General features: G+C 36.2%; 18 protein-coding genes. 15 read left to right on the top strand and 3 right to left on the bottom strand.

The genetic code is table 11. The features are described 5' to 3' along the window. Positions 1 to 524 precede the first annotated feature (524 nt). The 9 genes from glyQ (at position 525) to GHT08_RS09500 (ending at position 10,771) form a co-directional block, all read left to right on the top strand. Positions 525 to 1,421, top strand: coding sequence for a glycine--tRNA ligase subunit alpha (gene glyQ, locus GHT08_RS09540; RefSeq protein WP_163581188.1), 897 nt, complete (start codon positions 525 to 527; stop codon positions 1,419 to 1,421). Further along, positions 1,408 to 3,501 carry a glycine--tRNA ligase subunit beta gene (gene glyS / locus GHT08_RS09535; protein ID WP_163581247.1) on the top strand — a complete coding sequence of 698 codons (2,094 nt, stop codon included), beginning with the start codon at positions 1,408 to 1,410 and terminating at the stop codon, positions 3,499 to 3,501. The genes glyQ and glyS overlap by 14 nt, the downstream gene beginning before the upstream one ends. A gap of 25 nt (positions 3,502 to 3,526) precedes the next feature. Beyond that, positions 3,527 to 4,366 carry a pyruvate, water dikinase regulatory protein gene (locus tag GHT08_RS09530; protein ID WP_163581187.1) on the top strand — a complete coding sequence of 280 codons (840 nt, stop codon included), beginning with the start codon at positions 3,527 to 3,529 and terminating at the stop codon, positions 4,364 to 4,366. 406 nt (positions 4,367 to 4,772) lie between these two features. Continuing rightward, positions 4,773 to 6,596, top strand: a complete 1,824-nt coding sequence (gene dnaG / locus GHT08_RS09525; RefSeq protein WP_163581186.1) for a DNA primase — start codon at positions 4,773 to 4,775, stop codon at positions 6,594 to 6,596. A gap of 20 nt (positions 6,597 to 6,616) precedes the next feature. Continuing rightward, positions 6,617 to 7,732, top strand: a complete 1,116-nt coding sequence (gene rpoD, locus GHT08_RS09520) for an RNA polymerase sigma factor RpoD (protein WP_018931604.1) — start codon at positions 6,617 to 6,619, stop codon at positions 7,730 to 7,732. Positions 7,733 to 7,851: 119 nt separating this feature from the next. Continuing rightward, positions 7,852 to 8,403, top strand: coding sequence for a hypothetical protein (locus tag GHT08_RS09515; protein ID WP_238343539.1), 552 nt, complete (start codon positions 7,852 to 7,854; stop codon positions 8,401 to 8,403). A 144-nt stretch (positions 8,404 to 8,547) separates the two neighbouring features. Next, positions 8,548 to 8,907 carry a cytochrome c550 gene (gene cccA / locus GHT08_RS09510; RefSeq protein WP_163581184.1) on the top strand — a complete coding sequence of 120 codons (360 nt, stop codon included), beginning with the start codon at positions 8,548 to 8,550 and terminating at the stop codon, positions 8,905 to 8,907. Between the two features lie 72 nt (positions 8,908 to 8,979). Continuing rightward, complete coding sequence (locus GHT08_RS09505) at positions 8,980 to 9,672, top strand: tRNA (adenine(22)-N(1))-methyltransferase (protein ID WP_163581183.1); 693 nt, start codon at positions 8,980 to 8,982, stop codon at positions 9,670 to 9,672. Then, positions 9,659 to 10,771: a Nif3-like dinuclear metal center hexameric protein gene (locus GHT08_RS09500; protein WP_163581182.1), complete on the top strand. Its 1,113-nt coding sequence runs from the start codon at positions 9,659 to 9,661 to the stop codon at positions 10,769 to 10,771. Before GHT08_RS09505 ends, GHT08_RS09500 begins: the two co-directional genes overlap by 14 nt. A gap of 534 nt (positions 10,772 to 11,305) precedes the next feature. Here the strand turns inward: GHT08_RS09500 and GHT08_RS09495 are convergent. Next, entirely contained in the window at positions 11,306 to 12,250 is a 945-nt protein-coding gene (locus GHT08_RS09495; RefSeq protein ID WP_163581181.1) for a 4-hydroxy-3-methylbut-2-enyl diphosphate reductase, read from the bottom strand. A gap of 136 nt (positions 12,251 to 12,386) precedes the next feature. On the opposite strand from GHT08_RS09495, the gene GHT08_RS09490 reads away from it, so the two are divergent. Further along, positions 12,387 to 13,700, top strand: a complete 1,314-nt coding sequence (locus GHT08_RS09490) for a DEAD/DEAH box helicase (protein WP_163581180.1) — start codon at positions 12,387 to 12,389, stop codon at positions 13,698 to 13,700. Positions 13,701 to 13,717: 17 nt separating this feature from the next. Next, positions 13,718 to 14,611: a deoxyribonuclease IV gene (locus GHT08_RS09485; protein ID WP_163581179.1), complete on the top strand. Its 894-nt coding sequence runs from the start codon at positions 13,718 to 13,720 to the stop codon at positions 14,609 to 14,611. Positions 14,612 to 14,810: 199 nt separating this feature from the next. Here GHT08_RS09485 and GHT08_RS09480 read toward each other — a convergent pair whose 3' ends face one another. Then, positions 14,811 to 15,095, bottom strand: a complete 285-nt coding sequence (locus GHT08_RS09480; RefSeq protein WP_163581178.1) for a DUF2624 family protein — start codon at positions 15,093 to 15,095, stop codon at positions 14,811 to 14,813. Between the two features lie 184 nt (positions 15,096 to 15,279). Between GHT08_RS09480 and GHT08_RS09475 the strand changes: the two genes are divergently transcribed. Both GHT08_RS09475 and GHT08_RS09470 read left to right on the top strand, forming a co-directional pair. Next, positions 15,280 to 15,987 (top strand): lytic transglycosylase domain-containing protein, encoded by a 708-nt coding sequence (locus GHT08_RS09475; RefSeq protein ID WP_163581177.1) that lies wholly within the window; start codon positions 15,280 to 15,282, stop codon positions 15,985 to 15,987. 85 nt (positions 15,988 to 16,072) lie between these two features. Then, complete coding sequence (locus GHT08_RS09470; RefSeq protein WP_163581176.1) at positions 16,073 to 16,489, top strand: DUF4190 domain-containing protein; 417 nt, start codon at positions 16,073 to 16,075, stop codon at positions 16,487 to 16,489. A 43-nt stretch (positions 16,490 to 16,532) separates the two neighbouring features. Here GHT08_RS09470 and ispG read toward each other — a convergent pair whose 3' ends face one another. Then, complete coding sequence (ispG, locus tag GHT08_RS09465) at positions 16,533 to 17,636, bottom strand: flavodoxin-dependent (E)-4-hydroxy-3-methylbut-2-enyl-diphosphate synthase (RefSeq protein WP_153835915.1); 1,104 nt, start codon at positions 17,634 to 17,636, stop codon at positions 16,533 to 16,535. Positions 17,637 to 17,887: 251 nt separating this feature from the next. Between ispG and GHT08_RS09460 the strand changes: the two genes are divergently transcribed. Further along, positions 17,888 to 18,538: an NfeD family protein gene (locus GHT08_RS09460; protein WP_163581175.1), complete on the top strand. Its 651-nt coding sequence runs from the start codon at positions 17,888 to 17,890 to the stop codon at positions 18,536 to 18,538. A 750-nt stretch (positions 18,539 to 19,288) separates the two neighbouring features. Continuing rightward, entirely contained in the window at positions 19,289 to 20,926 is a 1,638-nt protein-coding gene (locus tag GHT08_RS09455; protein ID WP_163581174.1) for a Na/Pi cotransporter family protein, read from the top strand. Positions 20,927 to 21,041 lie beyond the last annotated feature (115 nt).

Here is a 21,041-nt window from a genome sequence, read left to right as displayed (position 1 = left end):
ATGGATAAGGCATAGGGACGGGTTTTTCTATTGCTCTCTCATCTATAACACATAATGCATAAACTGCGAAATGAAGTGGACATGGATTTCTACTCATCCATTCAAAATATGGGTGAGTAGAAAACTAAGAACGTTTGCTTGCCAGTTCTTTGTCTGGAAGACGCGAAAGCTTTTGTAACATGGCTCAATGGAAAAATCCATTGTGTACAGAAATACGATGCGTCTTCATACTAGCGTTGTGGAGCAAATCTTAGCGAAGGCCACCCACTTCCACTCCTGTGGGAATTGTTTGACCTGAAGATCCACTTTTTCGAGCGGGTTATGCTCGAAAACGTTAGCTGAAGGGCAAACCCCACGGAAAGGGAAGTGGGCAGCCGGAGTGCCGGTTATCATCACGATAAATGTCAAAATTACTTCATAAGTGACCGTTCAAACAAATAGTATTTTCACTAGTTCGCATTATGTGTTTAAAGTTTTCTTATTAAAATTGTTATCAAACCGTCTATACATAGGAGGATGTACTGATGAAGAATATTCAAGAGATGATATTAACTTTACAAAAGCATTGGTCAGATCAAAATTGTATCTTAATGCAAGCATATGACGTTGAAAAAGGGGCCGGAACGATGTCGCCTATGACCCTTTTACGTAGTCTAGGTCCGGAACCTTGGAACGTAGCATATGTAGAACCATCACGTCGACCTGCAGATGGTCGCTATGGGCAAAACCCAAACAGATTATACCAACACCATCAATTCCAAGTGATTATGAAGCCATCCCCAGACAATATTCAAGAACTATATCTGGAATCATTAGAAAAGTTAGGAATTGACCCTAAGCATCATGATATTCGTTTTGTTGAAGATAATTGGGAGAACCCAACTTTAGGTGCAGCTGGGCTAGGATGGGAAGTCTGGTTAGATGGTATGGAAATAACACAATTCACTTATTTTCAACAAATTGGTGGACTGGAAGCGAAACCGGTAGCCGTTGAAATCACTTACGGCATCGAACGATTAGCGTCCTACATTCAAGATAAAGAGAATGTATTTGATTTAGAATGGACAAAAGAAGTTACAGTTGGAGATATCTTCTATCAACCGGAGTTTGAACATTCTAAGTACACATTTGAAGAATCTGATACAGACATGCTTTTTGAATTGTTCACTACATATGAACAAGAAGCAAAGCGAGCAATGGAAAAAGATTTAGTCTTTCCTGCGTATGATTATGTTCTAAAATGTTCTCATACCTTTAATTTATTAGATGCAAAAGGTGTTATTTCCGTAACAGAGCGTACGGGATATATCGGACGTGTCCGTAATTTAGCAAGAGAGATCGCTAAGTTATACGTAGCAGAAAGAGAAAGACTTGGATTCCCGATGTTGAAAGGAGAAGAAAACCGTGATGAAAACAACTAATGTTTTGTTTGAAGTTGGTTTAGAAGAAATGCCAGCTCGTTTTATGAATGATACGGAAAAGCAATTAAAGAATAAAACGATCGAATGGCTTAAAACCATTCGATTAGCTTATCAAAACCTAACCACATATATAACTCCAAGGAGATTTGCTGTACTGATTGAAGGATTAGACTACAAACAAGCCGATCAAGAAGAAGAAGCAAAAGGCCCTGCCTTGAAGATTGCACGGGATGATGAAGGAAATTGGACGAAAGCTGCGATCGGCTTCTCTAAAGGTCAAGGAAAGTCTGTAGATGATCTGTATGTAAAAGAAATTAATGGAACAGAATATGTTTTTGTAAACAAATTTTTAAAAGGTAAAACACAGGAAGAGTTGTTACCGGATTTTAAAGATATTATTCTCAGCTTAAATTTCCCTAAAAATATGCGTTGGGCTGATCAAAACTTGCGCTTTATTCGGCCGATAAAATGGCTAGTAGCCTTACAAGATGAAAATGTTATTCCTTTTGAGATTGCAGGTGTCCAGACAAGTAATGTCAGCTTCGGCCATCGCTTTTTAGGGGGAAAAATAGAAATAAAAACACCATCTAACTATTCACAGCTATTAAGTAAGCAATATGTAATCGCAGAAACAACGAAACGACAACAAATGATTGTTGAAGGTATTAAACAACTGGAACAAGAAAATGGATGGGATATTCCTGTTGATAATGATTTACTAACAGAAGTAGCGCATCTAGTAGAGTATCCAACTGTATTCTTTGGCCAATTTAGTGAGGAATTTTTGCATATACCAAAAGAAGTACTAATTACCTCTATGAAAGAGCATCAACGCTACTTCCCTGTTCAAACGGAAGATAATCAGTTATTACCGTATTTTATTGGTGTGCGTAATGGTACAAATGATCACATTGGTACGGTGTCAAGAGGTAATGAAAAGGTGTTACAGGCAAGACTACAGGATGCACAGTTTTTCTATGAAGAGGATCAGAAACAATCAATAGATAATAACTTAAAACAATTAGATCGCATGGTGTTTCAAGAAAGCCTTGGTACAATTGCAGACAAGGTGAAACGAGTAACAGAAATAAGTGAAATTATTGCAACTGAATTAAATTTACCCGAGCTGGAAAAGAAGCAAATCGAAAGAGCTGCGAAGATAAGCAAATTTGATTTAGTAACCAACATGGTTAATGAATTTACGGAGCTGCAAGGTATAATGGGAAGAAAATATGCAACAATTTTTGGTGAAGATGATGCCGTTGCACAAGCAATAGAGGAGCATTATATGCCGAGAAGTGCCAATGATAAATTGCCGGCTAGTGTGGTAGGATCTGTTGTAAGTATTGCTGACAAAATCGATACAATTGTTGGATGTTTTGCGGTAGGCTTGATACCAAGTGGTTCTCAAGATCCTTATGCTTTAAGAAGACAAGCGCTAGGTATTTTACAGATTAACCAACATAATAGCTGGGATGTTAATATTAATCAATTAATCGAAAAGGTATTTGGATTATTTGATGCCAAAAATATTTCAACAACAGAAAAATCTCATGTATTAACACAATTAGAATCATTTTTCAAACAACGTGCTGCATATATTATGAAAGAAGCAAACATTGAAGCTGATATTATAGAGGCAGTTCTTGTCAATGAATTATCAGATTTCTCGTTAGTACTAGAAAAAGCACAATTATTGAAAGAAAGACGTACAGACGTTGATTTTAAAGATAAACAAGAAGCTTTCGTCCGTGTAATGAATTTAGCAATGAAAGCCGAGGGAGACGTAACTGTTGACTCAAAACTTTTCGAAAAAGATGAGGAAAACCAATTATATCAATCATTTTCAGATATAAAAGCTCCATATCGCAAGGCAATGGTGAAGAAAAATGCCAAAGAAGCACTGGAACAATTAACACCATTGGTTGAGCCTATCCATCAATTCTTCGATAATACAATGGTAATGGCTGATGATGAACAGATTCGTCATAATCGTTTAGCTTTATTGAAAGTAATTGCCGATGAAATTTATCAATTTGCAGATTTAACCAAAGTCCAGTGGAAACAGACGCAGATTTAGGCGGACTGAGGAGGACATCACGTACATGGAAAAAGCAATCATTTATGTTGTTTCTGATTCAGTTGGCGAAACAGCAGAATTAGTAACAAAAGCAGCACTCAGTCAATTTATGAGTGAAAATGACTATGATTTATACCGCATACCCTATGTAGAAAATATCGAAGTTTTGCGTGGTGCTGTTTACCACGCAAAACAATTAGGTGCAATGATTGGATTCACGTTAGTCAACCCAATGTTCAGAGAGTTTTTAATCCAGGAATCCGTGAATAAAAATGTCGAATGTGTGGATATAATGGGTCCGATGCTCCAGGCAATGGAACGAAAATTTCAAAAGAAACCCAAACAAGAGCCAGGACTTATTCATAAGCTGGATGAAGATTACTTTAGTAGAGTGGAAGCTATTGAATTTGCAGTTCGCTATGATGATGGCAGAGATCCAAGAGGGGTAGAACAAGCAGATATTGTATTAATTGGAGTTTCCAGAACGTCCAAGACCCCGTTATCACAATATTTAGCACACAAGCAATTGAAGGTTGCAAATGTACCGATCGTTCCTGAAGTAGAACCGCCTTCTTCCTTATTTAACATTCCTACCCATAAATGTATTGGGTTAAGAATCAGTCCTGAAAAATTAAATGGAATTAGGAAGGAACGACTGAAAAGTCTTGGACTGGATGATCAAGCTGCATACGCAAATTTAAACCGAATCGAATCTGAATTAGATTATTTTGATAAGATTATTCATCAACTGGGTTGTCCTGTGATTGATGTGTCGAATAAAGCTGTCGAAGAAACAGCTAATATTATTTTAAATATGATCAATCAGCCTTATTGGGATTTACATGATAACAAGGCAAGTGAATAATATAAGTTAAGATGTTGGCAAATATTTTATTTATGTATTATAATTATATTTTGTGAAAATGTTTATATTATCAATAAAATGTATATTACTTACTAATATAATAAGGTTTTGCTAGACATTTCACCACATGTTATTAATGAAAGAAAACATTTTTTCAAAATTTAGCAGGAATTTGCGGTTTTGTGTAGAATAATGTATCCGTAAGGACTTTTTTGTTATTCGGCAATTTATTGTCATCATATGGGTAGTATTAATTATTCTAATATGGTGTTTATCATATCTAAGTTGGAGGGTATTATGTTAACAAGAGGCTGTACTGTTCACACAGTAATAGCTGTTGTTTATACCGAGGATGAGAAAATTGTCGAACCTTATACTGAGTAGTTGTAAGAAATGGTGATAAAAAATGGCCAATCAAGTATCAGATGAAACGATTGAATCACTTCGTCATGCTAATGATGTTGTTGATATTGTAGGAGAATATGTTCAATTAAAGAAACAAGGCCGCAACTATTTTGGACTTTGCCCTTTTCACTCTGAAAATACACCTTCTTTTTCCGTTAATCAAGATAAGCAAATTTATCATTGTTTTGGTTGTGGCAAAGGTGGCAATGTCATAACATTTATTATGGAAATGGAAGGATATACTTTTCAACAGGCTATTCAATATTTAGCTGAAAAATCTGGTCAGTCTATTCCTGAATTGAAAGAACCAGCAAATGAAAGGGTTAATAACGAAGAACAGACCATTTTAGATGCTTACCAGTGGTTGGTTAAGCTTTACCATCATTTATTACGTCATACAAAAGATGGAAAAAAGGCTTTGGAATACCTATATGATAGAGGTTTTTCAGATGAGGCAATCGATCAGTTTCAAGTTGGTTTTTCGCCAACATCAAGAGATTTTATTGCGCAGTTTTTAGAGAATAAAGGTTTCCACAAACAGAGAATGGCAAATGCCGGATTATTAACGGCGGGTAATGAAGGGACCTATTATGATCGATTCCAAGCAAGAGTTATTTTTCCAATTCGTAATCATTTAGGGAAAACAGTTGGATTTGTAGGAAGAACTATTTCAGATCAGCAACCTAAATATCTGAATAGTCCCGAATCATCATTGTTTAAGAAAAGTAAATTACTCTACAACTTTGATCTGGCTAGAAGTGAAATTAGGAAAAAAGGAGAAGTCATACTTTTTGAAGGCTCTGCGGATGTAATTGCAGCTTATCAGGCTGGTGTTACAAATGGCGTAGCATCATTAGGGACTTCTTTAACCGAATCACATGCCAGTCTTTTAAGAAGGTATGTTGATACAGTTCTCATTTGTTATGACGGTGATGATGCCGGTCAAAATGCTACGTATAAAGCTATTCAGTTGTTGAAAAAAGTTGATTGTAACATAAAAGTAGCAACATTACCTCATAATTATGATCCAGATCAATATATACAAGAGTATGGCGGTGACAAATTTCGAACAGAAGTGATTGAAACAGCAGATACCGAAATGGTCTTCTTCATGAAATATTTAAAAAAGAATTTTAATTTAAAACTTGAAGGAGATCGACTGCAATATGTAGAAAGAGTAATAGGGGAAATTGCACAGTTAGATAGTTCTATTGAACGAGATCATTATATACGAGAATTAGCAGAAGAGTTTAATCTCTCTTATGATGCTTTATCACAAGAATTAATGTCTCAAATGCGAAATATCAAAAAAAATGATGATAACCATGCTAGGTTTGGTAATACTAATGGTGGAAATCAACAGAAATATACACCGAAACAGTTAAATGTTTTACCGCCAGCATATCAAAATGCAGAACGTCGATTGATCGCATTCATGTTACAAAATACTCACATTGCAGAAAAAGTCAGAGAAACAATTGGATCTAAGTTCAATTTAGAGCAACATCAAATTATTGTAACCCATTTGTACGGATATTATGAGGAAGGGAATCCACCTGATCCCAGTCATTTCTTAACATATCTGGAAGATGCAAATCTTCAACAAACAGTTGTTGAGTTATCAATGATGGATTATTCTTGGGAAATATCAGAGAAGGAGCTGCAAGATTATATCCATCTTATTCAATCAGAACAGACAGACAGTGAGAAAATTAAACAACTACAACAACAAATGAAACAGTTAGAGAAAACAGATCCAAAAGAAGCAGCTAAAGTAGCAATGGAGATTATAAAGATAAAACAACAATCGAAAAATTGGAGTTAGTTTTGGAAGGAGGGGCACTCATGGCAGAAAACAAGCCGTCACGTTCAAAAGAAGCTGAATTAACAGTTGAGCAGGCCAAAGACCAATTATTGGAATTAGGTAAAAAACGTGGTGTATTAGCATATGAGGAAGTAGCAGAAAGATTATCAAATTTTGACTTAGAATCTGACCAAATGGATGAATTCTATGAGTACCTGAATGAACAAGGTGTTGAAGTGATAGGAGATTCAGATGAAGATCCTACCATGCAGCAGCTGTCAAAAGAGGAAGAATTTGACCTAAATGATTTAAGTGTACCGTTAGGAATTAAAATTAACGATCCAGTTCGTATGTATTTAAAAGAAATTGGTCGAGTTGATTTATTATCTGCCTCGGAAGAAATTGATCTTGCAAAGAAAATCGAAGAAGGTGACGAATACGCTAAAAAAAGGTTAGCGGAAGCAAACCTTCGTTTAGTTGTTAGTATCGCCAAACGTTATGTGGGGCGCGGTATGCTGTTTTTAGACCTTATTCAAGAAGGTAACATGGGCCTTATAAAAGCAGTAGAAAAATTCGATTTTCGTAAAGGATTTAAGTTCAGTACCTATGCAACCTGGTGGATTCGCCAAGCTATTACAAGAGCAATTGCCGACCAGGCGAGAACGATCAGAATTCCTGTTCATATGGTAGAAACAATCAATAAACTGATTCGTGTTCAACGTCAATTACTACAGGATCTGGGAAGAGAACCAACACCAGAGGAAATTGCGAAGGATATGGATTTAACACCTGACAAGGTAAGAGAAATTTTAAAGATTGCTCAAGAGCCTGTATCCTTGGAAACACCGATCGGTGAAGAAGATGACTCACACCTTGGAGACTTTATCGAGGACCAAGAAGCTACATCACCGTCAGATCATGCAGCATATGAGTTATTAAAAGAACAATTAGAAGATGTCTTAGATACACTAACAGATCGTGAAGAGAATGTGCTTCGATTGCGTTTTGGTTTAGATGATGGCAGAACAAGAACATTAGAAGAAGTCGGTAAGGTATTTGGCGTGACTCGTGAAAGAATTCGCCAAATTGAAGCAAAGGCATTACGAAAATTACGTCATCCAAGTCGCAGCAAACGTTTAAAAGATTTCTTGGAATAAATCTTTAAGTGTGATTAATGAACTATCTTCTTTCACAGAAGATAGTTCATTTTAAATTTTCGCGTAGACTATCAATGTTTCATCTAATTATCCGATATAATGGTTAAAGTGGTTCTGACTTGGAGATGGTATTAATGGAAGAAGAACGTAAGCAAACAATTATTAACGAAATTAATTACTGGAAAACACATCAATTGTTACCCAATCAGTATTGTGATTTTTTGCTAGCTCTTTATACGGAAGGTGAAGGGCTATCAGAGAGAAATAAAGAAACGAAACAAACACCTTATTATTTACTGTTTTATTTTTTGGACACCTTACTGATATTATTGCCATTTTTCATTTTTCAATTTACCGATAATCTTTTGGTACAAATAATTGGTATCGTTCTCACACTCTGTATCGCGTTCGCGATGATGAAGATTTTTTCGCGGCATAGTGGATTACAAAATTCTTTTGCTATTATGATATTTTTTGTAGTGTTTTTATTTGCTACTGTATTATGGATGAATGACCATATTAAATTAGGGTGGATCACCTATTTGTGGATTTTTATTAATAGTATTTCTTGGATTACTTTTGGTAAATTAAAAAAGCAATTTTTCTTACAAGTGGCAGGTGTTTTTATTTTAATTATTCTGATCATTATGCTTGGTTTTAATTATTTTTAGACATTTTCATGAATTTTAATGAGTATCACTTTTCTATTTGTCTTTTTTAAAGTAAAATAAAGATGGTTTTCCATTTATACATAGTAGAAAAAATTGTTGGTACGTAAAACCCAACTTGACGTTTCATTGAAGGAGGAAAAAACAATGAAGAAAAATCCAATTATACCTTTTGCACTTATTGCTGTTCTTGGGATTTTAGCGATGATCATTTTATCCGTAGTTGGTCTCAACGAACAAGAAAGAATTGCAACAGGTGGAGATGGTGAAGGTGAAACAACAGAAGCAGATCCAGAAGCACTAATACAGAGCTGTATTGGATGTCACGGTGGTGACTTAGAAGGTGGAAGTGGTCCATCGCTTAATGATGTTCATGAGAGATTGAGTGTTGAAGAAATTGAAAGTATCATTATCAACGGTTCCGAGAATGGTAATATGCCAGGTGGTTTAGTAACGAACGAAGAAGCCGCAGTGTTAGCTGAATGGCTTGCTGAGGGACAAGAATAAATTTGCAAAAGCTTTCTGTGTCTACAGAAGGCTTTTTTCATCTTTCAATATAGTTAAGAAAGGACAAAAAATATGTTATCTAAAAGACTAGAACAACTAGCCGAATACTTGCAGGATCCAATTCATTTTGCTGATATTGGTTCTGACCATGCTTATCTACCATGCTATGTTTGTTCACGGTACGAACATGCAACAGCCATTGCTGGTGAAGTTAACCAAGGTCCGTTTGAAAGAGCAAAGCAAACCGTTGGAGAATATGGACTAGCTGACCGAATTGAAGTACGAAAAGGGAATGGCTTGGAAGTGATTAAGGAAAAAGAAGTGAACCAAATTACCATTGCTGGTATGGGAGGGAAACTAATTCGAACGATATTGGAAGAAGGTAAGACAAAATTATCTGGTGTCTCCCGATTAATTCTACAACCTAATATAGACGCTCAAATTGTTCGCAAGTGGTTAATTGATCATCAATATCAGATTGTTGCAGAAGAAATTATTACAGAGGATGGATATATTTACGAGGTTATAGTCAGTGATTATCAAAATAAGTCCTCAGAACTTTCTGAACAAGAACTATTATTTGGTCCATACCTTTTACAAGAAAAAAGTGAAGTTTTTTTAAAAAAATGGTGCCATGAAAAAGAAAAACGTATCAAGCTAATCACTCAGATGAAACAAGCAGCAAACTTGCCTATTGAAAAAATTAGGAAGCTAGAAGCAGAGATCGAATGGATTGAGGAGGTAATAGAAGATGACAACCGTTAAAGATGTAATCCACTTATTCGAGAAGTGGGTGCCTAAGCAATATGCAGAGTCTTGGGATAATGTAGGCCTTCAAGTAGGAGCAAAGGGCCAAAAAGTGAAGAAAATAATGATCACGTTAGATGTGATAGACGCTGTCGTAGATGAAGCGATTGAGAAAAATGTTGATTTTATTATCGCGCACCATCCACTATTATTCAAAGGTTTAAAGCAAATTGATTTTCAAGATCCTAAAGGCAGAGTGGTGAAAAAGTTAATTCAGCACAATATCGCCGTCTATGCAGCCCATACTAATCTAGATGTAGTCAGTGGGGGTGTAAACGACCTGCTGGCGCAAAGGTTAGAACTAATCAACACAAAGGTTTTAGTACCAACCATAGAAGACCAACTGTTGAAATTTATTGTCTATGTTCCGCAATCACACTTAGATGATGTGGTCGAGAAAATAGGGGATGCTGGAGCAGGACACATCGGTAACTATAGCCATTGCACTTTCAGAGCGGTAGGAACAGGTGCTTTCCAACCGTTAGAAGGGACTAATCCATTCCTTGGTACACAAGGTAAAATAGAGGAAGTAGATGAGTATAAAGTAGAAACCATTATAAAGAAATCACAGTTGTCTTCTGTCTTGCAAGCTGCAGAGAAAGCACATCCATATGAAGAAATGGCGTATGACCTAGTACCACTTGCTAATAAAGGTAATAAGGAAGGGTTAGGCAGAATCGGTAAGCTAGCTAAGCCGATGAAATTATCAGAATATGCGGAATTAGTTAAACGTAACTTAAATATTCCAACATTGCGTTATGTTGGCGATCAAGATAAATGGATAAAGAAGGTTGCTGTACTTGGAGGTAGTGGTAAAGGTTATATCGATGTTGCACGCCATGCTGGTGCTGATCTATATATAACGGGTGATTTAACCTTTCATGAAGCACAAGATGCAGAGGAAGCAGGGATTTGCTTGATTGATCCAGGTCACCATGTCGAGGAAGTAATGAAAGAAGGGGTAAAAGATTATTTCTTAGCAAACCTTGATGCATTACCAGAAAAAATCGAAGTAGAGATCTCAACCTTATCAACCGATCCATTTCGTTACCAATAAGCCAAATGAATTGCGCTTGAATGATTGTAGATATAAACTGCGAAGTAATGAAAATTTGTGGAGTGTGATCATCTTCCATTCTGATTGATGATGAGTGCTCACATACGCTCCGGCAGAATACTGCGCTTTCCGTGGGCTCGGCTTCAGCTAACTTGGTGAAGAAAGGCACTTCACCAAGTGGATCTTCAGCTCTCGCTGTCCCACAGGAGTCTCCGTATTCTGCCTACGCTGTGTAAATAATTCTACCTTATATAAGAGGAAATACTCGGGAACCAGTACCCGTGTGTTACTTCTTTCAATAGTCAGAACATTACGCAAAGCGGAGGCAAGATACGTAGACTCCTACGGGAACAGCGCGAGCCGAAGACCCCGCAGGAAAGCGAAGTATCTTGCCGGAGCGCATGTAAGAACTCATCAAAATGCAGTACAGGAAGAGAGCAAATCCTTATCCTCGTTACTTCGCAGTTTATGTTTGATGTGGAGGAGAGATTTTCTGATCAAATAAGAAGCAGGCACCGGAAAGGTGTCTGCTTCTTATTTTTTGGCTTTTACTTTTGGTAAAATTTTATCTTTCTTTACTTTTGACGTGCGATCCCATGTTTCGGGGTTATTCGGGTCATAAAGTTCGATGAATTTGATAACTTCTTTTGCAATTGGTGTCGGTGTTGATGCACCAGCAGTGACGGCAACTTTTGAAACACCTTCTAACCATTCATATTGAATTTCAGAAACATCAGCAATGCGATATGCTTGAGTACCAGCTTTCTCCATGGAAACTTGTGCTAAACGATTGGAGTTATTACTGCGTGGATCTCCCACAACTAAAGTTAAATCGGCATCTTTCGCTTGTTCCGCTACTGCTTCTTGACGAACCTGGGTTGCCATACAGATTTCTTGCTCCAGCTCCGTTTGCGGATATTTCTCTTGAACTTTAAGCATTACATCATATACATCCCATTGACTCATGGTTGTTTGATTGGTTACTAAGATTTTTTCAGCATTAATATGAAGATTTTCAACATCTTCTTGATTTTGTATTAAATGAACATGATCCGGTGCTACACCTACTGCACCCTCAGGTTCTGGATGGCCTTTCTTACCAATATAGACAATTTCGTAATTGTTTTTAACTTTCTCACGAATCAAATCATGTGTTCTTGTAACATCCGGGCATGTTGCGTCAAGAACAGTCAACCCTTTTTCTTCTGCACGTTTCTTCACTTCTGGCGATACACCGTGAGCTGTGAAAATAACTGTCCCATCTTCAATTTCCTCCAACAACTCTCCGCGATTTTTTCCATCTAATGTGTAAACACCTTGTTCTTGGAAGGCGTTAGTTACATGCGAATTATGAACAATCATACCAAGTATATAAATAGGGCGAGGTAGATTGGGATCCTTCACTGCATTTTGAGCAATTACCATTGCATCAACAACTCCATAGCAATATCCTCTAGGAGCAATCTTAATTACTTCCATTCTGGTTCCCCCTCTGTACTTTCTACTAGAGATCAAGTAAAATGTTTAATAGCGGACTTGAATTTGTCCAATACTTATATTATAAAGGTATTTGCTACAATTGACAAAGATATTTGTTAACTAGAAGGAGAATAACATGGAAAAGCATTTATTTAAACAATATGCATTGAATGATTGGATGAATGAAGTGATTGGTAAGCTTGGATTTTATGAGCCAACTGCAATTCAAGCCAAAGTCATCCCAGAGGCTTTAAAAGGAAAAGACATTATTGGACAATCAGAAACTGGATCAGGAAAAACTCATGCCTTTCTCATCCCATTGTTGAATAAAATTGATATCAATCAATCCGAAACCCAAATTGTTTTAACTGCACCAACAAGAGAACTTGCTATCCAAATATATGATGAAGTGAAGAAAATTATGCAATTTTCTGGGAATGAGGATGTTTGGCGCGCAAAGTTAATTATCGGTGGAACGGACAAAAAAAGAATGGTTGAAAAAATGAAACAACCGCCACATATCGTCGTAGGTACACCAGGACGTATTTTAGATTTGATACAAGAAGGTGTATTAGATATTTATTCCGCACGTTCCTTTGTGATCGATGAAACGGATTTAATGTTAGAACTAGGACTTATTGAAGAAATTGACCGAATTCTAACCAATGCAGATTCTGATATTCAAGTGATGGTGTTTTCAGCGACAATTCCAGAGAAATTACAGCCATTTCTTAAGAAATACTTGCATGCACCCCTTTATGTCAACATTGATGATCGCTTAGCTCCTGAAAAGCTTGAGCATCGTTTAATTGATCTTAGACACCGCGAACAAGCTGATGTCATTTTTGATATTTCCAAGGTAATTCAACCATATTTAGCAATTATTTTCACCAATGGTAAAGAAAAAGCCAATCAATTAGCGGAGCAATTACAAGCTAAAGGGTTAGAGGTTGGACTAATTCATGGCGGGCTTAATCAACGGGAACGAAAACGAGTCCTTAAGGAAATTCAGCAGTTGAAGTATCAATATATTGTCGCTACTGATCTTGCGGCACGTGGTATTGATATTAAGGGTGTTAGTCATGTGATTAATGCGGAATTACCAAAAGAAGAATCATTTTATTTACATCGGGTTGGCAGAACCGCACGTGCAGGAATGGAAGGAACAGCGATAAATCTTTATCATGAAGAACATATAGCGCTTATTAAGAAGTTAGAGAAAAAAGGATTAACTTTTACCTTTTATGATGTCGTAAAAGGGGAATGGCGTGAAGCTAAAGCATGGAATGTCAGGCAAAAGCGCGAAAGGCAAGAAAGTGATATTGAGAAAAAAGCTTGGCAGCAAACAAAAAAACCAAAAAAAGTGAAACCAGGCTATAAGAAAAAAATGAAAAAACAACAGCAGAGAGTAAAAAAGAAAATAGAAAGAAGTCAATTTAAGAAAAAATAGAAAAGGTGAGAGGAATTATGTTAAAAATTGGATCACACGTATCAATGAGTCGAAAGAAAATGCTATTAGGTTCAAGTGAAGAAGCAGCATCATACGGTTCAACAGCTTTTATGATTTATACAGGAGCTCCCCAAAATACTAGAAGAAAACCGATAGAAGAATTAAATATTGAGGCAGGTCGTCAGCATATGGAAGATAATGGTATTGCGGATGTTGTCGTCCATGCCCCATATATTATCAATATTGGAAATGCAAAAAAGAAAGAAACATTTGAACTAGGCGTATCCTTTTTAAAAAGTGAGATTGATCGTACAGAAGCGATCGGTGCTAAGCAAATTGTGTTACATCCAGGTGCACATGTTGGTGAGGGTGTTGATACAGGAATAGCTAAAATTATTGAAGGATTAAATGAAGTACTGGATCCTAAACAAGATGTCCAAATTGCATTGGAAACAATGGCTGGTAAAGGTTCAGAAATTGGTCGAAGTTTTGATGAATTAGCTAAAATTATCGATGGTGTAACACATAACGAAAAACTTTCCATCTGCATGGATACTTGTCATATCCATGACGCAGGATACCCAATCGTAGATGATTTTGACGGGGTTTTAAATGATTTTGACAAAATAATCGGTCTTGATCGATTAAAAGTTGTCCATATTAATGACAGTAAAAATGTTCAAGGCGCAGGAAAAGACCGTCATGAAAATATCGGATTTGGACATATCGGTTTTGAGACGATTCATAACATTGTCCATCACGACCAGTTAACAGAATTGCCGAAGATTTTGGAAACTCCTTACGTTGGAGAAGATAAGAAAAATAAAAAACCTCCATATAAATTTGAGATCGAAATGCTAAAAAATGGATCTTTTGTTACAGATTTAAAAGAACATATTGTGAACCAGTAATACAGTAATATATTGCTAAAATGTATAGCTTAAAAACTCTGCCAGTTAAATGAAAAATGGCAGAGTTTTTTGATGAACTTTAAGTCCTGTTTTCTAGTGATTTTTCACGATACCCTCTGTAAGCCCTAGTTTAAGTTTAAGTAACACAAGGAAGATATATCAGCAATAACAAACGCTAACGTACTGATCAGTGTCAACTTTATTTGAAATAATCTTCTACTCCATATTCTTTAATTAATTTATGAAATAGTTGCTGGCAAGCCTTAGCTGTTTTTATATCTGTGATTTGCGCAAGTTTCCTTAGCATTTGTGCTCGATCTTCGGGATTTGTTGGATCATAATTACTTCTTTTTAAATGATCCGAAATTAATTTTGCTTGGTCTTCTGTGATAGCAATATGATATTTCTTAGCATAACTTGTTATTTCTTTTGCACTGATTTTCCTCATTTTACTAAGCATAATTTGTTTGGTTAAACCGTTCATATTAAAAACTCCTTTATTATCGTTTCAATATTTTATGCAATAATGTTTATTTTTTGTGCATATGGGTAATAAGAATAGAGTGTAAATCATTTGCATTAATCGACATTTTTCGCTAATATATAGCGCTGTAGATTAAAACTACAATATCGACTAATGCTTGGAAAGCAAAGGAGTGTATTTTTACATGTCAAAAAAGATACAATGGATTAGCATTGTATTTACTTTGGTGCTTATAGGTTGGAGCTATTATCAAGTAAATTCATATAAATCAGAAATGCAAGCACTAAAGAAAGATAAGGTTGAATTGGAGCAAGAGGTGCAAAATATGGAATCACAAGCTCAATATATTTTAACCCAAGCTAATCAAAAAGAAGTTGAAATGACACATGAAACATGGCCGAAATATTTCGATATAGCAGAGGTTATGGTGGAGGAAAGTGAAGGGAAATTTCTAAGACCATGGGCGATCTATTTAGTGAAAGAAGCAGACACATACGGTATCGATCCATTTATTGTTTATGAACTGCTAAAAATTGAAACAGGTAACAGTTTTGATCCTGATTTAGTTGGTCCAGAAACAAAATATGGGCATGCATACGGTATGGCCCAGTTTATGAAAAACACTGCACCATGGATAGCGGATATGGCCGATATGCCTTATGAAGATGAACTTTTATTTGATCCGTACTATTCGATAAAATTATCTTTAGTTTATATTGATTATTTATATGATCAATATGACAATTGGGATGAAACTTTGACAGCCTACCATCGTGGAATGGCAGGCTTAGAGCAATATAAGCTAAAAAATGGTCATGCCAATAGTGAATATGCTTCACGTATCCAAAAGAATGCTCAAAAATATAAAGAATTTGTTGCATATGCACCGTAATGGAAAGTAGAATTTACCACGTAACAGCATAAAGAAATAAGGCATACTAAAAATGTACCTCTAAAAGAAAGGGAGGGTTTATAGTATGCCAGAGCATCAGAATGACCAACAAGTTGAGAATGCTCCTAAAATCGATAACGGACGTATTGATGAAGCACCTCAATCTAAACAATTTGTAGCTACAGATGAGTTGTATTCAGTCGATGAGGCGTATAAAAGGGAAGCAGAAACTTCTGCTGAGTTATCAGCTAATGAATTTAATCGCCCTGCAGAATCTGAAGAGCAAGAAACAGAAATGCAATCAGATGTTAACACTGCATGGGGTTGGGCTGGTTTAGTTTTAGCATTAGCTTCCTTTTTCGTTTGGCCGCTGATACTGGCAATTGGTGGCATTGTTTTAGGATTTATTTCCAGACAACAAGGTGCCAATACGCTAGGTAATGCAGCTATTGTAACAGCGATAGTATCTATATTAATTTCGCTGATATTTATACCACTATAAATAACAAAGGCAAGCCGTGTACGGCTTGCCTTTTGTTTATTCATTATATTTCTTGTACTTCTTCTTTTTGTTTTTGGATATATTCCTCAGCAATTTTATCGACTTCTACTTTTAGTTCTTCTACCATAGTTTCTTCTGGAACTTTTCGAATAATTTCACCGTGACGGAATAATAAACCTTCTCCACGAGCACCTGCGATACCAATATCGGCCTCACGAGCTTCTCCCGGACCATTTACAGCACATCCCAGCACTGCAACTTTGATAGGTGCTTTAATAGTTGAAATATATTCCTCAACCTCATTGGCAATCTTAATTAGATCAATTTCAATACGTCCACAGGTAGGGCAAGAAATTAATGTTGCTGCATTAGATGCTAAGCCAAATGATTTTAGTAACTCTTTAGCAACTTTAACTTCTTCTACAGGATCCGCACTTAATGAAATACGCATAGTGCTCCCGATCCCTTTACTTAGAATGGCCCCCATACCAGCTGCGCTTTTGATACTTCCTGCGAAAAGAGTACCAGATTCTGTAATCCCTAAATGTAACGGATATGGAATAACTTCTGCTGCTTTTTCATACGCTTCAATTGCTAATTTAACATCTGAAGCCTTTAAGGACACAACAATATCATGAAAGTCCAAGTCCTCTAGAATTTTAATATGATGAAGCGCACTTTCAACCATACCATCAGCGGTAGGATAACCGTACTTTTCTAAGATGTGGCGCTCAAGAGAACCTGCGTTTACTCCGATTCGAATTGGAATGCCTTTCTCTTTAGCAGCATTTACCACTGCTTCCACTTTATCTCTTTTTCCAATGTTACCAGGGTTAATACGAATTTTGTCTGCGCCACCTTCAATTGCTTTTAGCGCAAGTTTATAATTAAAGTGAATATCAACTACTAGTGGAATGTTGATTCTTTTTTTTATTTCAGGAATTGCATTGGCAGCACGCTCGTCTGGACAAGCTACACGCACAATTTGACAGCCAGCTTCTTCAAGCCGTTCAATTTCTTTAACCGTTGCTTCGACATCGTGTGTTTTGGTTGTTGTCATGGATTGAATGACAACTTCATCTTTTCCACCAACCATCACATTTCCCACTTTTACAGGTCGTGTATCTTTCCGATGTATTAAAGCCATAAATAAAATCGCTCCTTTAATTCAGTTTCCCAAAAAATTCATTCATATAAAATGGTAAATCACTGTTAGCATTTATTAAATTAACTATCATCAGTGGCAGAAATTTATTACCATTGTCCATTATAAAGGTTAAAATAAGAAAAGAGAAGTATCAAACCTTATTCTTTATGAAAAAATAATAAATTGAAACTAATGAACATTTTTTTTCGTATGTTATGATAGATAGAAAAAACCTGATTTGAGGTGAGCAAATGTTTACAATAACTGCAGATTGGATGAGTTTTGTCATCGTTGCTTTAGCAACACTATTTCTCATTGGTGAACTACTCGTCAATGCAAAAGGTATTTTCAGTGTTTTAGGTTTAGGATTTATCACTATTTATTTTGCTTCATTTTTAGACCCCGGTATGTTTTTTATTATGATCATTATTTATTTCTTTGGATTAATGCTGATGGTAATTGATGGTAAGGTTATCAATGATGGTACCCTAGCAGTAATTGGCCTTGTTTGTATGATTGTATCCGTTGGATTTACCGCTCCAAACATGTCTGCTGGCTTATATGCGGTTATTGGTGTATTTATTGGGGCAATCAGTTCATTAGGCTTTTTAAAGGTTTTTAAGAAACGTCAGATGTGGACCAAAATTACATTGTTTGATCAATTGACCGATGAAGCAGGTTATTCAAGTATTAATCAATCCTATAAAGAATTAGTGGGTGAAACGGGAATAACAACGACAGATATGAGACCGATAGGAACAGTACTAATTCGAGAAAAGGAATACAGCGCAATTACGGAAGGAAAATGGATCACTAAAGATACTGAAGTTGAAATCGTAGATGTAGACGGAACAAGGATACTGGTAAAGGATAAAAAGAAAATAGAACAGTCTGCTGAGTAAAAGCAGGCTATATGGAAAGAAAGTATAAAATCAGCGCCATGCCTGCGGTCAAACCCCGTGGAAAGGGAAGTGGACAGCTTGAGCGGTGGCTAGTCTGTTCAAGAATTTCATAATGGATGCTAGAGAAATGGTAAATTAGTTATAACGAACTGAGCGTTTTGCTCAGTTTTTCTTATTAGATATGAAAGTATAAATTTTGCGCAGATGTCTAGCGCAGAGCGCCCAGAAACTAGGCGACTTCACGAATTGCCCTACGATAAGTCATCATCGGTTCGTAAACTCACCGTGATTCCTTTATCTCAGTTAATTCGTTCCAGTCGCTACGTTTCTAATCGGGCGCTCTGCGCTTTTCTTATTTATAACGTTTCTGTCTAGTAAGTATCTAGGTTCGCGTTTTGTATATTCTAAGTGGAAGTGAGCCAATTTGAATAGGCATAATTGATGTAAATGCATTACCATTTATTGAAAAACAAACTTCTCCACAAAAAGATTAAAAATTTTGTCAAAAGGACTATTATTATGTTCGAATGTTGTTATAATGAAATTGTTTGTTAAGGTTTTGTAAATTTTAAAAAAATTCCTTTACAAACCCTCAATAAATAATTAATAATGAGGTGGTGTGCATAGGAGGTTTTGTCTAATTTTGTCGTTGGAGCAGTAGATATAGAAAATAAACGGAAAAAGGCAATACTTTCGACACATTGGTCATACTAAAGACAGACAAAGATTTGTGAGAAGGGATGAACACTGTTGGATGTAAATGTACAAGCTATGATTTTTGAGTTTATCGGTGGTTTGGGGATATTTCTTCTTGGTATTAAGTACATGGGGGAAGGACTTCAAAAAACTGCCGGCGATCGTTTGCAGGAAATTTTGGACAAGACTACAAGTAATCCATTCATGGGTGTACTTGCAGGTATCTTTGTGACAGTTCTTTTGCAAACAAGTACTGGAACAACGGTACTAACGGTAGGCTTAGTAAATGCAGGATTTATGACGTTAAGACAGTCTATCGGTGTTATTATGGGGGCAAATATTGGTACAACGATGACTGCATTCATTATTGGAATTGAAATTAAAGAATATGCGTTACCAATCCTTGCAGTTGGTGCACTTATGTTATTTTTCTTAAAAAATAATAAATTGTCTAATATTGGTTTAACAATCTTCGGATTTGGTTCATTATTCTTTGGACTTGATCTCATGGGGTCCGGACTTAAGCCGTTAAGAGATATACAAATGTTTCATGACTTAACTGTAAGTATGTCAGAAACACCAATCCTAGGTGTGGTTATAGGTACAGTGTTCACGGTAATTGTCCAAAGTTCAAGTGCAACAATTGGTATCTTGCAAAGCTTGATGACAGAAGGGGCTATTGAACTGAAGGCGGCATTACCTGTATTATTTGGAGATAACCTGGGTACCACCATTACGGCAGTTATCGCATCTATTGGTGCAACAATTGCAGCTCGCCGTGCAGCATTAACCCATGTAATCTTTAATTTGATCGGAACGATAATAGTAGTTACTGTGCTACCGTTATATACTATCTTTATCAGTAATCTTCAGGCATGGTTAGAGTTGAATCCAGCGATGACCATAGCATTTGCGCATGGTATTTTTAACTTTAGTAATACAATTATTCAATTCCCATTTATTGGGTTATTAGCATTGTTGGTAACTAAGATTATCCCTGGTGAAGATACTGCTGTAAAATATAAGCCACAGCATTTAGATCCAATATTTATTAACCAATCACCATCAGTTGCTTTAGATCAGGCGAAGCTGGAAGTGATTCATATGGGTAAATATGCCATTAAGGGGCTTGAAGAAACAAGCATGTTCCTAAACAGTAACAGTCAGAAAAATTCGGAAATGGCTTTACAATTAGAAGGAGCACTAAATAATCTAGATCGTGAAATAACGTCTTATCTAGTAGAATTATCGGGCACGAATTTTTCAGATGTAGAACGTAATAATCATTCAGCACTGATTAATTCCGTACGTGATATAGAACGAATTGGCGATCATTATGAAAACATTATTGAATTAGTTAATTACAGAATTTCTAATAAAGTAGATATTACAGAACAAGGCATGATTGATCTTAACGAAATGTTTGATTTAACGATCAGTACAGTGGAAGAGGCTGTCACATCATTAGAAAATATGGATAGAGAAGCAGCATTAAATGTTGTGCAGAAAGAAAATGAAATAGATAAAATGGAAAGAAAATATCGCAAAAAACATATTATTCGACTTAATGAAGGAGCATGTACTGGAGCGGCTGGTATTGTATTTGCTGACATTATCAGTAACCTAGAGCGTATCGGTGATCATGCTGTCAATATAGCAGATGAAGTATTAGGAGAAAGACAAAAACATTAAATAAGATATAGTTGGGAGTAGCCAGTATGGCTGCTTCCCCTATATTTTTACGGTGAAACATAGATTTGAGAAGTTTTTATAAAAAAAACAGAAAAAACTATTGACGAATATATCT

It is taken from the genome of Gracilibacillus saliphilus, assembly GCF_010994085.1.
Taxonomy (GTDB): domain Bacteria; phylum Bacillota; class Bacilli; order Bacillales; family Amphibacillaceae; genus Gracilibacillus; species Gracilibacillus lacisalsi.
Note: the sequence above shows the minus strand (reverse complement) of the source record. Positions and strands in the feature narration are given on the sequence as shown.

What these genes read in the sequence shown, in the direction of transcription:
- GHT08_RS09470 (WP_163581176.1), top strand. Translation starts at nt 16,073, where the DNA reads ATGCCAGAGCATCAGAATGACCAACAAGTTGAGAATGCTCCTAAAATC.
- cccA (WP_163581184.1), top strand. Translation starts at nt 8,548, where the DNA reads ATGAAGAAAAATCCAATTATACCTTTTGCACTTATTGCTGTTCTTGGG.
- dnaG (WP_163581186.1), top strand. Translation starts at nt 4,773, where the DNA reads ATGGCCAATCAAGTATCAGATGAAACGATTGAATCACTTCGTCATGCT.
- GHT08_RS09460 (WP_163581175.1), top strand. Translation starts at nt 17,888, where the DNA reads ATGTTTACAATAACTGCAGATTGGATGAGTTTTGTCATCGTTGCTTTA.
- GHT08_RS09480 (WP_163581178.1), bottom strand. Translation starts at nt 15,095, where the DNA reads ATGAACGGTTTAACCAAACAAATTATGCTTAGTAAAATGAGGAAAATC.
- glyS (WP_163581247.1), top strand. Translation starts at nt 1,408, where the DNA reads ATGAAAACAACTAATGTTTTGTTTGAAGTTGGTTTAGAAGAAATGCCA.
- GHT08_RS09490 (WP_163581180.1), top strand. Translation starts at nt 12,387, where the DNA reads ATGGAAAAGCATTTATTTAAACAATATGCATTGAATGATTGGATGAAT.
- GHT08_RS09505 (WP_163581183.1), top strand. Translation starts at nt 8,980, where the DNA reads ATGTTATCTAAAAGACTAGAACAACTAGCCGAATACTTGCAGGATCCA.
- GHT08_RS09500 (WP_163581182.1), top strand. Translation starts at nt 9,659, where the DNA reads ATGACAACCGTTAAAGATGTAATCCACTTATTCGAGAAGTGGGTGCCT.
- rpoD (WP_018931604.1), top strand. Translation starts at nt 6,617, where the DNA reads ATGGCAGAAAACAAGCCGTCACGTTCAAAAGAAGCTGAATTAACAGTT.
- GHT08_RS09485 (WP_163581179.1), top strand. Translation starts at nt 13,718, where the DNA reads ATGTTAAAAATTGGATCACACGTATCAATGAGTCGAAAGAAAATGCTA.
- GHT08_RS09495 (WP_163581181.1), bottom strand. Translation starts at nt 12,250, where the DNA reads ATGGAAGTAATTAAGATTGCTCCTAGAGGATATTGCTATGGAGTTGTT.
- glyQ (WP_163581188.1), top strand. Translation starts at nt 525, where the DNA reads ATGAAGAATATTCAAGAGATGATATTAACTTTACAAAAGCATTGGTCA.
- GHT08_RS09475 (WP_163581177.1), top strand. Translation starts at nt 15,280, where the DNA reads ATGTCAAAAAAGATACAATGGATTAGCATTGTATTTACTTTGGTGCTT.
- ispG (WP_153835915.1), bottom strand. Translation starts at nt 17,636, where the DNA reads ATGGCTTTAATACATCGGAAAGATACACGACCTGTAAAAGTGGGAAAT.
- GHT08_RS09530 (WP_163581187.1), top strand. Translation starts at nt 3,527, where the DNA reads ATGGAAAAAGCAATCATTTATGTTGTTTCTGATTCAGTTGGCGAAACA.